The sequence below is a fragment of the Paraburkholderia sp. GAS38 genome (assembly GCF_050434965.1).
GTDB classification, from domain to species: domain Bacteria; phylum Pseudomonadota; class Gammaproteobacteria; order Burkholderiales; family Burkholderiaceae; genus Paraburkholderia; species Paraburkholderia phenazinium_A.
Window position 1 is genome coordinate 192,744 of the sequence record NZ_JBNDJO010000012.1, and the last position, 13,782, is coordinate 206,525.

9 protein-coding genes and 1 pseudogene are annotated in these 13,782 nt (G+C 56.8%); 9 read left to right on the top strand and 1 reads right to left on the bottom strand.

The window, feature by feature from the left end; all coding sequences use genetic code 11:
• Positions 1–14: 14 nt before the first annotated feature.
• Positions 15–1,088: pseudogene (locus tag P3T42_RS25980) on the top strand (tyrosine-type recombinase/integrase); the annotation flags it as partial.
• A gap of 410 nt (positions 1,089–1,498) precedes the next feature.
• On the opposite strand, the gene P3T42_RS25985 reads toward P3T42_RS25980, so the two are convergent.
• Positions 1,499–1,777, bottom strand: a complete 279-nt coding sequence (locus tag P3T42_RS25985) for an XRE family transcriptional regulator (protein WP_134961405.1) — start codon at positions 1,775–1,777, stop codon at positions 1,499–1,501.
• A gap of 97 nt (positions 1,778–1,874) precedes the next feature.
• On the opposite strand from P3T42_RS25985, the gene P3T42_RS25990 reads away from it, so the two are divergent.
• The 8 genes from P3T42_RS25990 (at position 1,875) to P3T42_RS26025 (ending at position 13,697) form a co-directional block, all read left to right on the top strand.
• Positions 1,875–2,882 carry an AAA family ATPase gene (locus P3T42_RS25990; RefSeq protein ID WP_429307606.1) on the top strand — a complete coding sequence of 336 codons (1,008 nt, stop codon included), beginning with the start codon at positions 1,875–1,877 and terminating at the stop codon, positions 2,880–2,882.
• Between the two features lie 83 nt (positions 2,883–2,965).
• On the top strand, positions 2,966–5,509 hold the full coding sequence (locus tag P3T42_RS25995) for a S8 family peptidase (protein ID WP_429307607.1): 2,544 nt from the start codon (positions 2,966–2,968) through the stop codon (positions 5,507–5,509).
• Between the two features lie 191 nt (positions 5,510–5,700).
• Complete coding sequence (locus P3T42_RS26000) at positions 5,701–7,068, top strand: AAA family ATPase (protein WP_429307608.1); 1,368 nt, start codon at positions 5,701–5,703, stop codon at positions 7,066–7,068.
• Positions 7,061–7,714, top strand: a complete 654-nt coding sequence (locus P3T42_RS26005; RefSeq protein ID WP_429307609.1) for an HNH endonuclease — start codon at positions 7,061–7,063, stop codon at positions 7,712–7,714. Before P3T42_RS26000 ends, P3T42_RS26005 begins: the two co-directional genes overlap by 8 nt.
• A 52-nt stretch (positions 7,715–7,766) precedes the next feature.
• Complete coding sequence (locus P3T42_RS26010; protein WP_429307610.1) at positions 7,767–8,936, top strand: hypothetical protein; 1,170 nt, start codon at positions 7,767–7,769, stop codon at positions 8,934–8,936.
• Positions 8,933–10,657, top strand: a complete 1,725-nt coding sequence (locus P3T42_RS26015; RefSeq protein ID WP_429307611.1) for an ATP-dependent nuclease — start codon at positions 8,933–8,935, stop codon at positions 10,655–10,657. The genes P3T42_RS26010 and P3T42_RS26015 overlap by 4 nt, the downstream gene beginning before the upstream one ends.
• Positions 10,650–12,080: a UvrD-helicase domain-containing protein gene (locus P3T42_RS26020; RefSeq protein WP_429307612.1), complete on the top strand. Its 1,431-nt coding sequence runs from the start codon at positions 10,650–10,652 to the stop codon at positions 12,078–12,080. The genes P3T42_RS26015 and P3T42_RS26020 overlap by 8 nt, the downstream gene beginning before the upstream one ends.
• A 33-nt stretch (positions 12,081–12,113) precedes the next feature.
• Entirely contained in the window at positions 12,114–13,697 is a 1,584-nt protein-coding gene (locus P3T42_RS26025; RefSeq protein WP_429307613.1) for an RNA-directed DNA polymerase, read from the top strand.
• Positions 13,698–13,782 lie beyond the last annotated feature (85 nt).

The following is a 13,782-nucleotide window of genomic DNA, read 5'->3' on the forward strand; positions in this document are numbered from 1 at the left end:
GAGAAAGTCAAAACATGTCGCTCTACAAACGGAGTAGAAGTCCAAACTGGTATTACCGGCTTTCCCCGCTGGATGGCGGTCCAGTGATACAAGGCAGCACTGGCACCAGCAACAGGGAGCAGGCTCAGGAGTTCTACGACCGCCTGAAGGTGGATCCGTGGAATCAGGCCAGGCTCGGTCACAAGCCGCGCTATACCTGGAATGATGCAGTGGTCCGCTACGTCAGCGAACGCGAGGGCATCGCGAGTCTCGAAACCAGCAAGACACACCTCCGGTGGCTCGATCAGCACCTGTCGGGCGTGCAGTTGGCCGATATCGACCGCAACCGGATTGATGCCATTGCGCACGCGAAGCGGATGGAGCCGCGGGTCGTGCAGACGCGCAAAGGGCCTAAGAAACTCGGGCGCAACGTCAGTGCGTGAACGGTGAATCGGGTTGTCGGCGTGCTCAAGACCGTGCTGAACGCCGCGGCTGAATGGGAGTGGATCGACCGGGTGCCCAGGACGAAAAAGACGAAAGTTGTCTCCCGCCGGATACGTTGGTTGACGTTAGCGGAAGCTGGGCGCCTGCTGGCCAAGTTGCCTGCGCACTTGGCCGACATGGCGCAGTTCAGCCTCGAAACCGGGCTGCGCCGCTCCAACGTGACCGGGCTGCAATGGTCACAGGTCGATCTGGTGCGAAAGGTCGCCTGGATTCATCCGGACCAGGCGAAAGCCCGCAAGGCGATCACGGTGCCGCTGTCGGACACGGCTGTTGCGGTGCTGCGGCGGCAGGTGGCGAAGAAAAAGCGGCCGGAATACCTAGAGAGCGTGTTCGTGTATCACGGCAGGCCGGTCTAGCAGACGGTGAACACGGTGTGGAGGGAAGCATGCAAACGCGCCGGCATCCGCGATTTTCGCTGGCACGATCTGCGCCACACGTGGGCAAGCTGGCATGTGCAGCCCGGCACGCCGTTGCAGGTGCTCAAGGAGTTGGGAGGATGAGAAACGCTGGAAATGGTGCAGCGGTATGCGCACCTGTCGGCCGACCACCTGGCGCAGTGGGTGCAGCCGATGATGGTGCAAGCAGGACCGCAGTTAGCTGCAATTCGAGCGGAGCGGGAACGGTGTGTCGTTACGCTACTGATGTCGCCAAGTACACCCTACCCGCGTCGTTTTCGGAGGTTTTCGCCCGGATTTCAGCGGGAAACGGTCGCTTGGGAAGGCAGCTTTAAAGACGTACGCACCCTACCCATGTCGCACATCTACCTCAGTGCACTCCACAGGTGTCGCATTGGGCATTTCTCCCAAGGTCCCGCCTGGCAAGGCTGAACCGCGTTAGTCAGCCGATTTTTTCTGTCAAAGCACCAAAACTGCAGCCATCACCAACCCTTAACGTACTTCGGTTGCCCGTCTATATATAGCGCTGCTCTTTATATGTAGTTGTTCTCGGCCAATCGTGTCTACCGGGCTAGCCAACCCAGTATTTACTGTATATACATACAGTATCGCGCCTTCACCTAGGCGTCAACTCCGGCGAGGCTTTCGAGCAACGTTACCGTCTTCCTTGCGTTGTCCAAGGCGCCTTTGATTCCATTGGTCGCGGCTGGGTTGGCCATCAAGAAGTCGGCAAGCTGCGACAGGCAGTCGTTAATCAGCCGCGTTGGAGCCCCGAGCTTTTCGGATTCGTACCGGGAAAGGGCCGACTTGTCGACTCTGTGAGCGATTGCGAACTCAGCTTGAGTGCTGTTGCCGCGCGCCCACTTAATCAGCTCGCCCTGCGTTCGTGGAGGAAACATTTCTACGTCAGTGCTGTAATGGCATCAAGTTGCTATAATAGCACCAACAATTCGGCATGAAGTCTATACTTCGTTTCGAGACTATTTGAGGCTCCTGATGGCACGTTCCGACCAAGTGAAGGCATTACTGCGCGCATATGCTGGTGACAATCACGAGCATTTCTTCGCGGTCGCCATGCAGATGGCCGCGGACGAAGCACATCGCGGCCACACCAAGTTGGCGGCGGAACTGCGCGACCTCGTTGACGCAGCGAAGGCTGGAAAGAAACCGGGCCTCTCGACAGTGCGTAGCAAAGTTGCCCAGCGTCCGATTCCGCTTGCGCAGCCGAAGGGCGAACTGTCGGAATTGCTGACAGTGCAGTACCCGCACGAGCACCTGCAGCAAATGGTGCTGTCGGACTCTGTTCGCTGGAAGCTAAATCGCGTACTCCGCGAACAACGCCACCATGAACAATTGCGCGCGCACGGATTGAGCCCGCGCAGGAAACTTCTACTCACGGGGCCGCCCGGCACGGGCAAGACCATGACGGCCGCTGCCCTGGCCGGCGAACTTCGTTTGCCGCTATTCACAGCACGGTTCGACAGCCTCATCACGAAGTTCATGGGTGAAAGCGCGTCGAAGCTGCGCCTGGTGTTCGAAGCGCTAAAGTCGACCCGTGGTGTCTATTTCTTTGATGAGTTCGATTCGCTGGGGCTCCAGCGCGGTAGCCAGCACGACGTGGCCGAGATGCGCCGGACACTGAACATGTTCTTACAGCTTATCGAGCAGGACGCCTCCGACAGCCTTCTGATTGCAGCAACGAACCACGGCAAGGACCTAGATACCGCCCTTTTCCGTCGGTTCGATGACGTCATCAAGTACGAAGCGCCCGACGAACGGCAGATTGAAGCGCTGCTGAAGAACAGCTTGGGTGTTTTCGGGACGCCGGATATTGACTACCGCCGTCTCGCCCTTGCTGGCAAAGGTGAGTCACACGCCGATATTGTCAAAGCCTGCCTCGACGCGTTGAAGGACGCGATTATGGAAGGCGAGAAGACCGTGAGCGAGGCGAGCGTAATACTCCATTTGGAAGAGCGAGCGCAGGGTCACGACTTGCACCGGTAAAAACCGGAACTTACACCCGCAAAAACCGGGAAATGTTGCTGTAGACTCTCAAGCGAATAAAACAAAACCTAGAGCTTGAGAGAATGGCAGACGAACTTAAAAATCACCTGTCCATCGACGGGCGGGTAGAAACACTTGAATTCCGTTCGCCCTTGTCCGTGCAGCGCGAAAGTGCGCCGCAGAGGGACCGGGGCGCTCACGGCAAACGCCTGCTGGGCCAGCTTCAAGAAATTGCCGGCACCATCGTTGAACTCGAGGAGACTCGGGAAGCTCTGGGTTTGCCTGAGCGCCGTGGAATGTCCATCGCCGTCGAATTTAGCCCTCGCGGTTCATTCGATTATGGGGCGGTAGAGTGGAAAAGCGCGGGTATTGAGTTACTCACGGTTCTTGCGCACACGAATTCAGACGTTGCGGTTTTACACGTCCCTGATGGCAAACTTTCTGCATTCGTTAAACGCATCACCGAATACCTCGAAAAGCACAATCGTAACGGCACCGCACCGAAAAACGCGGCGCTCGTTAATGCGATTGAAAACATTCGCCGCGCCGCATTTACGGAATTGTGGACAGACGCGGCGGACCCGCCGGTGGACAACCAACCTCACTGGCTTCAGATTTGGCTGCGACACACGAGCGGCGCGCTTGCTGGCGTCGTAGCGGAATTCCGAGACGAAGCCGCAAAGGTGAGTATCAATGTCGAGCCCGGTTTTGTCCGATTTCCCGGCCGCGTCGTCGTTGCTGCCCATGCAACCCGCGCGGCAATTGAACAGGGCGTCGCCCTGCTCGACCTCATCGCCGAAATCCGGTTCGTTGAGCCAAACGCTGAATTCTTTTTGAGCAGCCTGACTCCAGCGGAGCAAGCGGACTGGGTCAAGAATCTTCTCGAGCGGATAGCGTTTATCGGCGACGCGAGTGCGCCTCATATCTGCATCCTCGACACCGGCGTGAACCACGGGCATCCGCTGTTGGCACCGGCTCTGGATGAGGCTGACCTTCACACGCACAATCCTGGCTGGCACAAGAGTGACCATGCCGGCCATGGAAGCGAGATGGCGGGCATCGCCCTCTACGGTGACCTGACCGCAGCCCTAAACACAGAAGACGAACTCGAGGTGCCGCATCGCCTTGAGTCTGTGAAGATATTGCCGCCGAACGGGGAAACGCCGCCGCGCCTGTGGGGCGCCGTCACGTCGGAATCTGTGGCGCGGGTTGAGGTCGGTGCACCTGATAGGTCGCGAGTCTTCGCGATGATGACCACGTCGGTCGGGCATCTGCTCGGCGCACCCTCGGAATGGTCCGCGACGGTCGACCAGCTGGCGTTTGGGCGTACGCCTATTGATATCACCGGTTTGGTCGAAGACGAGGACGAAGACTTGCCTCGGGTACCTCGACTTTTCGTGCTCTCCGCCGGAAACGTCCAGTGGTCTGAGTGGGGTGGGTATCCGGAGAGCAACGCCCTAAGTCCCGTTCAAAACCCGGGACAAGCCTGGAACGCGCTCACGGTCGGTGCGGCGACATCATTGACCGATATCGATGCCAAGAAGCATGCAACGCTCGAAGCGATTGCCAAAGCCGGATTGCTTTCGCCTGCGTCGACTACGTCGGTGTTATGGAGCCGCACGCCTTGGCCGTTCAAGCCAGACGTAGTTGCCGAAGGCGGAAATGGGTCACTCGACGGCGGCATTCACGTGAACGTAGGCCCCGAGTCGCTTCGCCTGCTGACAACCTCGAACACGCCGGCAGGAAAACTGTTCGCGGATACGGGCGACACCAGCGCCGCGGCTGCAGAAGTCGCGCGAGTTTGTGCTCATCTGAGGGCAAGGTATCCGCACTATTGGCCGGAGACGATTCGTGCCCTCGTCGCGCACGGTGCCGAGCATACGAAAGCCATGCACGCGACGTTGCCTAACGAGCCAAAAAAACTCGACAAGGACCGGCTTTTGCGGACCTTCGGCTACGGGCTCGTTAGCCAGGTTCAGTCCGAATACTCAACCGCACATCGACCGACGCTGGTCGTCCAGCGGCAGTTCAATCCGTACTATCGCAAACCGAACGCGTCGATTGTGCTCGGTGAAATGCAAATGCATGATTTGCCGTGGCCGGTTGAGGAGCTACAGCAGCTGGGCGCGGCGCAAGTCGAATTGCGTATCACCCTGTCCTATTTTGTCGAGCCGAACCCGAGCTCGCGCGGCTGGCTCAGCAAGTTCCGCTACCAGTCGTATGCGCTGCGGTTTGCTGTCAAAGGGGCTACCGAAGAGGAGGACCAGTTCAAGGCCCGCATCAACAAGCTCGAACGGTCGGAGAATGAAGACAGCGGGTTCGGCGACCCCGACGTCGCCCAGTGGAAGTACGGTGCACAGTTGCGCGCCCGCGGCTCGATGCATTCGGACATCTGGGTTGGGACGGCAGCGCAGCTGGCCACGAAGTCGCAGATTGCAGTCTTTCCCGTTGGCGGCTGGTGGAAAGACTGGAAGGAAGCCCGCCAGTGGAACACCGAAGCTCGCTACGCGCTCGCGGTTTCACTGAAAGTAGCCGAGGGCATTGACACCGACATCTACACGCCAATCGCCACCCTCATCGAGCAGGCGGTTGAAGTCGACGTCGATAGCGGGGGCGGAGAACCCTGACCACTGAAAGCCTCTTGGAAAGGGACTGACTCAATGGATGCAGTTAGCCCGGACCGGGGGCTGTGTATTCTTCGACACATCCAGCCTCGACTCCCTTATAACCGCAACGCCCCGCAGAGCCATCGTGCCCAAATTGCACGATAGCAACTTCCGAGAGCTCGTGTGTGACAACCTGACCCAAAAAACTACCAATGCTCATCGATTTCTCGTCTGAAGCTGGACGCTTCCAGCTAGTTCAGCCATTCAGTTCACCGCACTACGGCGCGAACACCTACACGCTCATAGTCGGGAAGAATGGAACCGGCAAGAGCCGCTTGTTGCGGTCTATCGTCTTGTCTATCTTCGGCCACGAAATGAGCGAAGAAAACATTGACCGGAGCGACCGCGCAGGCCTTCTCGATTCAGTTTGGCATCTTGATATGCGCTACCGACCAGAGGAGGTCATATGCGTCTCGACGAGTCCGTTTGACAAGTTCCCGCTACCCCGCCGCTCTTCGACCATTCCAAACTATACGTATCTTGGATTGCGAGGACTTTCGAGCGTCAATTTGAGCACCTCTTACCTAAGCAAGATAGCAAACACACTCGTCGACTCAGTTGAGCACAACAGAGAGCAGGCGAGCGCAATCGCTGGGGTGTTGGATTATCTTGGGTATGAACCGGTTATATCAATGGTCTGGCAACTCATCCCACAGCGCACGATTGAAGACCTTTTTAGCAGTTCTGACCCAAACCAGACTGCGTTCGATTCGATGCGTAGCGGTTTACCGCCCTACCTAAATGATGCCTCGAGCCAATATCGGCGAATGGTTGATACGCCTCCAGAAATACTTCGGATAGCGCTTGAACTTGCGATGCGCGCGCCGGTTGGCAGGCGGTTGCGCTCTTTCGAGATGATTCTGGGCGAAGATGGCCTCAGGTTAAGCGACCCCAGCCCAGTCGGGATGGAAGAAGCCCTGCTCCTAATTGGCGCGGGATTGGTTCGACTCAAGGAGGCGGTCCTCTGGAAGAAGGGCAAGCATGAGCCATTCCAAATCGCCAACGCAAGTTCTGGTGAACAAGCTGTGGTGATGAGCCTATTAGGAATCGGTAGCCAGATACGGAACAACAGTCTCATCTGTATCGACGAGCCAGAAGTCTGCTTGCACCCTGAGTGGCAGGAAAAATACATCCACCTGTTGTATTCGACATTCAGTCACTTCTCGGGATGCCACTTTGTCATTGCGACCCACTCGCCGCAAATCGTGGCCCAGCTCCCCGATGGCGATTGCCACGTAATGTCGATGGAAACAGGTTTGGCGACCGAAGCCTCGAAGTATTCGCACAGGTCCATCGATTTCCAGCTCGCCGAACTTTTTGGGACGCCGGGATACCGGAACGAATATCTAGGCCGTTTGGCACTCAACTTGTTTTCGTCGGTCTCGAGGCAGCGAGGCTTCGACACGGATGCGCGTGAAAAACTGGTACTTCTGGAAAGGATGGCTCACCTCCTACAGGAAGGAGACCCCGTTCTCGAGCTTATTTTGACGCTTCAGGAGTTGCGCGCACGTTATGAGTGACATCGCTGAACCGGTCGAGCTGACTCCAGAACTCACCGACCTTGTCGCCGCAAAAGCGGGCGACCCAACTTTCACCCATCAGGATTGGGGATGCGCTGAACTTGAGCCATACCGGTCTTTCGTACGGCGTTACTATCGGGCGGCACAGAACGGAAGATGCGTCTTCTGCCGCAATGACCTGTCACTGCAAGCGGCCGAAAACTGTCAAGTCGAGCATATTGCGCCAAAGTCAAGGCATCCGCAGTTCATGTTCGAGCCCAAAAACCTGTGCGTTATCTGTGCCGATTGCAACACAATCAAGCGCAACCAGGAAGTGACAGCGACCGAGCCTGATACGGTCATACACCGGGAAGGCCGAAGGGCATATCCTGCAACCTCGAACGGCTTCCTTATCGTTCATCCTCACTTTGACGAATATGATGAACACATACTCATCATACGAGGGCTCTATTTCGACAGGACAGAAAAAGGACACTTCACGATTGGCGCATGCAGGTTGAATCGTCGGCTCCGCGCGTTCGGCTGGGACGAGCAAATAATCGACAATGGGGCGCTGATGAACGCTGCGCAACGGCTGCTGGATGCTAATAACAGACTTGACCAACTCGCAGCCTTGCAGCGTGTTCGCGAAGCTTGCCTTCCATGACGGGCGGATAACGCTCGCTTCCATTCGGTTTCTTGACCGCTGGAACATATCAATGGCCATCGACCTTTTTGCAGACACTGGCAAGCAAGACGAAGAACTGCACCCGCAATTCAAGCACCTTCGGGAGCTCCCTGGCTATGCTCCCGCTCGCGGATTGCTTCACGAGTTGCAAGAAAGCTTTGTCGACCCTGACGGTAATTTCGTTGAGCAGTTCCAGACCTTCGGGTTTGACTCGAGAACCTTCGAGCTGTTTCTGTCCACCATGCTGACCAACGTGGGACACGAAATCGACAGAAGTGCTGCCCGCCCTGATTTCCTTGTCGCCAAGGATGGCATCACAGCAGCAATCGAAGCGGTCACCGCAAACCCACCCCCGCAAAAAGATATTCAGCCCTACGATATTTTTTCCAAAGAACAGGCGCTAGAGCAGACGCAACTGGACATTGAACATACGCTACCAATCCGACTGGGCAGCCCGCTGTTTTCCAAACTGCAGAAGGAGTACTGGAAGTTGCCTCACGTGAAAGGCCGTCCGCTGGTTCTCGCGATTCAGGACTTTCACGTCGCAGGAGCGCTAGGCTCGACGAATACGCCGCTAATGCGTTATTTGTTCGGTCTCGGTCAGCGCTGGTGGCACGACGAGGAAGGCAACCTCACGATTGAGAACCACGAATTGACGTCGCACAAACTCGGTGACAAGGAAATCCCTTCGGGATTTTTTCGTCAGGGTGGTGCCGAAAACATATCTGCCGTGCTTTTCTGCAACACCGGAACCATCCCGAAATTCAACAGGATGGGGCATCAGGGAAAATACAAGACAAAAGGGGTCCGCATGCTCCGATGGGGGACGTGCTATGACCACACGCCTAACGCAAGCATGCCGCGCCCATTTGTATATGAAGTAGGTGACCCGAACGAGGCCCCTGAGACCTGGGGCGAAGGTACCGTGTTGATTCATAACCCGCACGCGTTGCATCCGTTACCTAATGGATGGCTGGGTGCCGCTCTCGAGCAACGGCTGACGGACGGCCAAGTCGTGTCCTTGGCACAAGACGAGTTCCTGCCGTATGGTTCGTTGACGAACGTTTTGGTCAACGCCACGCGAGGTGACGTTCGGAAAGAAACGAAAGTCCTCATGCACATACTCTTGGCATCAGTCGCCCAGGCTCAAGCGGTTATGCCGAAATTCGGACAACGCGGACGACAAAACGAGCGGCTATGACGAAAATCAGAAAGATTGAAATCAGAAACTTCCGAGGCATTCACGAGCTCGACTGGTTCCCGTCCGCAGGCATCAACTGCCTGATAGGCCCGGGAGACACGGGTAAATCGACGGTGCTTGACGCCATTGACCTCTGCCTCGGTGCTCGTCGAAACATCTCGATTGCAGATTCGGACTTTTATAATCTGGATGTCGAGAAACCTATCAGCATCACGCTGACGCTCGGAAGTCTCGACAGCGAGCTGCTCAATATTGATGCATACGGCATTTTTCTCCGCGGCATGGACTCAACAATGGGAGTCGTCGAAGACGAGCCAAGACGGGGGCTCGAAACGGTTCTGTCGGTGAATCTAACCGTGCGCAGTGACCTCGAGCCCGCGTGGGCTCTGCAATCAAACCGGGCAACAAAGCAGGGTCTTGAGCGCAGTCTTTCCTGGAAGGACCGTCAAAAACTCTCCCCCACACGCATTGGCGCTCTCGCGGAGCAAAATCTCGCCTGGCAACGCGGCAGCGTACTTCACCGCATCTCAGACGAACGCGCCGACGCGTCGACAGCCTTGGTCAAAGCAGGCCGCGATGCCAGACGCGTCTTTGGCACGGAGGCGGACCAACATCTAAGCGGCGCGCTTGAGACTGTCAAAACCACCGCGAACGAACTAGGGATTCCGGTCGGAGCCGCGCCGCACGCGATGCTGGATGCCCATTCAGTCTCGTTTAATGGCGGCACAATCGCCTTGCACGACCACGGCGGCATCCCTTTGCGAGCGCTCGGAGTCGGGTCAACGCGCCTGCTTGTCGCTGGTCTTCAGCGAAAAGCAGCAGCTTCCACTACTGCCGTGCTCGCTGACGAACTGGAGTACGGCCTGGAGCCTCATCGAATCGGCCATTTCTTGCTCTCGCTTGGATGCAAGGAAACAACCCCTCCGTTGCAGGCGTTTGTAACTAGCCATTCCCCCGTCGTCCTACGGGAGCTGAGCGGAACGCAGCTGTTCGTCATGAGGCGCTTTCCAGCAGTCCACACAATTCAGTCTGTAGGCGCAGGGAACGAAGCACAGAGTACGATTCGTCTCTATCCTGAAGCATTCCTCGCACCGCGCGTTATCGTCTGCGAGGGAGCCAGCGAGGTCGGATTGCTCCGAGGACTCGACCAGTTTTGCGCCTTGAAGGGCTGGCCGACGCTCGCGTCACGCGGAGTCGCACTGGTCGACAGCGGCGGCGGCACTCCGGACAAGGCTTATGGGCGCGCCGAAGTATTCCAGAATCTGGGATACCGCGTGCTTGTGCTTCGCGATGACGACGTCGCGCCTACGCCAGCTGTTGAGCAGGCGTTTTTGCAGCGTAGCGGTACGTTCGTTGCATGGCGAAGCGGTCGAACTCTGGAAGATGAGCTCTTTGCGAGCGTGTCTGCATCGTGTGTGGCGAAAATGCTTGCTTATGCCATCGAGTTGCACGGCCAAGAGCTGATTGAAGCTCATCTGACTGCAGCCTCATCAAATTCGTCGTCGTACGCGGTCGTAACATTCCAAGCCGCAACCGACGGCCTGACGCCAGAGTCCCGAGCAATTCTCGGAAAAGCTTCTCGCACGAAAAAGGCCGGGTGGTTCAAGTCGATATCCTGGATGGAGGCCGTCGCGCGAGACATTGTGTTCCCAAGCTGGGAGTCTCTAGACGCAGTGTTCTGGAATCAGATGCTGACTGTGAATAGCTGGGCTAATGCCTAATCCCGAAATCGACCTGCTGAGCATTGCCAGAGGCAGCGTCACGGCACCGGCAGGATGCGGCAAGACACACCTCATCGCGCAGTCACTGGCCAGATATACAGGCGCGCGACCGATACTTGTTCTCACGCATACGAACGCTGGTGTTGCAGCGCTTCGGGGCCGGTTCGAAGCGATAGGGATTGCCGCGAAAGCATATCGCCTGGCGACCATCGACGGGTGGTCCATGAAGGCGGTGTCAATTTTTCCGGTAAGAAGCGGGCTCGACCCTTCCGTTCTAAAGGTCGAGGCCCCCACCCGTGACTACCCTGCCATCCGCGAGGCAGCGGTCCGCCTCCTAGCATCTGGCGCGCTCGATGAGGCATTGAGGTCGACCTACGCGCATCTGATAGTGGATGAGTACCAAGATTGCTCGGTGCTACAACACTCGCTGATTTATTACTTGTCGTTCGTGCTATCGACTTGCGTTCTCGGAGACCCGATGCAGGCAATCTTCGGCTTCAAGGGAAATCCGCTCATCGAATGGAAAGCAGTGCAGGCGCACTTCGTTGAAGCAGGTACCTTGAGCACGCCATGGCGCTGGCGGAACGCGGGTTCAGAGCCCTTCGGACAATGGTTGCTAGGCGTTCGCGAATCGTTGCGAACAGGGATTGCTGTCGACCTGCGAAACGCCCCCGAAAACGTGACATGGCTACCTATCGATGCAAACAATCCGCATCCGTCCAAGTTGAAGGCCGCTCAAACGAACGCACCGACTCGCGATGGTCGCGTTCTTGTCATCTGCGATAGCACGAACAAGTCGGGGCAGCAGGAGCTTGCCAGTCAAACACCCGGCGCGGTAACCGCCGAGGCGGTAGACATGGCCGACCTTCTCAAATTCGCGCGGAATTTCTCTTTAGGCACGCCCGCAGTCGCGCTTCAGCAATTGCTAGGATTCGCCCAGTCCGTCATGACGAATTGCGGAATCGCAGAACTGAATCGTCGCCTCGATACCCTGACACGCGGCACAGCAAGAACCCCTGCAAGTCCAATCGAGGCCGCAGCCTTGACGTTTGCGAGTAACGCAAGCTATGCCGCGGGCATGGAACTCTTGTACGCAATGCGGGACGGCGCAGATGTCAGATTGTTCCGGCCGTATATTTTCTTCGCGGCACTAGCGGCGTTGCGCTCGGCCGCTCATGGGGGCGTATCGTTGCTCGAAGCATTCTCACACGTGCGTGAGGAAGGTCGGCTGGTCGGACGACCACTGCCGCGTAAAGCTATTGGCAGCACCTTGCTTTTCAAGGGGCTCGAGGCGGAGGTCGGCGTTGTGATAGATGCACGAAATCTCGACGCAAAGAACCTCTACGTCGCGATGACCCGAGGGTCGTTGGCGCTTGTCGTATGCAATCCAACGCCACTCTTAAATCCAGCCCGGGTGGACTAACTGAGCGAGACGCGGGTCGCGGCACACAAAACTATGAAAACCATACTTACAGAAGCATCGCTGGACTTTGCTCGGGAACACATCACTGCGTTCTACGACACCGATTTTTATCCCAAACCGTTCGAGTATCGGGCTCTGTGGTTCTACTGGGAAGACGTGAAGAGATACCTGCTGTCAACGCCGCTCGCGCAGAGTTTTAGCGGGCCGCCACGAGCGATTGCCTGGCCGAAGGCGCGAGGCGGGTATCGCGTTGTCCATCAGTTGGAGCCCTTGGACTCTATCGTCTACGTCGCTTTGGTTCACGCTGTTGCGCCGGAGATTTCCAAGTCAAGAATGGGACCGAACGTCGCCTGCTCCTACAGAATTAACGTTGACCGCTCCAGCTTTTTTGTTGGAGGCTCGGGGTTCTCGCGCTATAGACAGCAATGCGAGAAGCTTTCTGCAGCATATAAGTATGTGCTCACCACCGACATCTCAGACTTCTACAATCAGATTTACCTCCACCGCGTCTGCAATGCAATCGAGCTGGTTGGCACAAACAAGAGCGCCGGCACAGAAATAGAAAGATTCATCACCAGACTGAATAACAAGGCTTCTCAGGGCATCCCGGTCGGCCCAGCGCCATCGGTCGTCCTCGCTGAGGCCGTGATGATGGATGTCGACCAGCATATCGCCCATCAGGGTTTCGACCATGTTCGCTACGTCGATGACATCCGTATATTCTCGGATTCAAAAGCTGATTTGGAACGCTGTCTTGAGAGTCTCGTCATATATCTGCACGACGCGCATCGCCTCAACATCGTTGGCGAAAAAACGGCCGTTAAGACGACAGACGAATTCATGCACGAGGAACTGCAAAATCAGTATCAGCTTGAAAAACTTGATTTTTTGCGCAGCATCGAGATTGCAAATCCGTACGGCGAACAAGCGTACTCTGACGATGAAGACGGCGATGACGATGAAGACGACGATGACGACGACGACGACGAAGACGAAGACGATGAACGCAGCACGGGCGAGAAGCTACTCGTCGCGTTGACGCGGGCGCATAAGTCGGGAACGGTCGACTTAGCGGTCATCAGGGCAATCATTCGTCGCGCAAAAGTCGGGCACATTCCAGACTTGGCATCCTATCTCTTATCGGAAATTGATTTCTTCGCCCCGGCGGCGAACGACGTGGCGCTATATCTTGCATCCTTGCCACCATGGTATGAGAAGGACTTTGTCGAGGACCTTCGGGAAGCTTGCGCCGAGGGCAAGCTGGAGAAACAATGCATTCGGGTCTGGATGGAATGGCTCTTCAGCCAGCGGAAAACCTTCATGAACGACCGCGTGCTGCGCAGCTTCGTCAATGGTGGAGAAATCGCCTCTCAAGCGTTCGCTGCGGTTACAACCTCCAACGTAGCATGGGCTAAATCTGCGAAATCGAAGGTACTATCCAGCGCATCCTGGGACCGGCGCGCATACATCTACGCGCTATCGATTTTGGCGAGCGATGAGCGAGAGCCGTTCCTTCGCCAGTTGCTGCAGAATGCCGCACTAACGGTGACTGACAAGTGGGTTGCAAACTGGGTCGAAAACGGCTGCCCCGAGGCGCGACCCTTCATCCCGTTTTGAACGGCATACTGCCGCGAGTGGCCATCAACCGAGCTTAACCAGCTTTCTTGTACGCAACCGTCTTCGGCGGCTTCGCGTGTGCCAA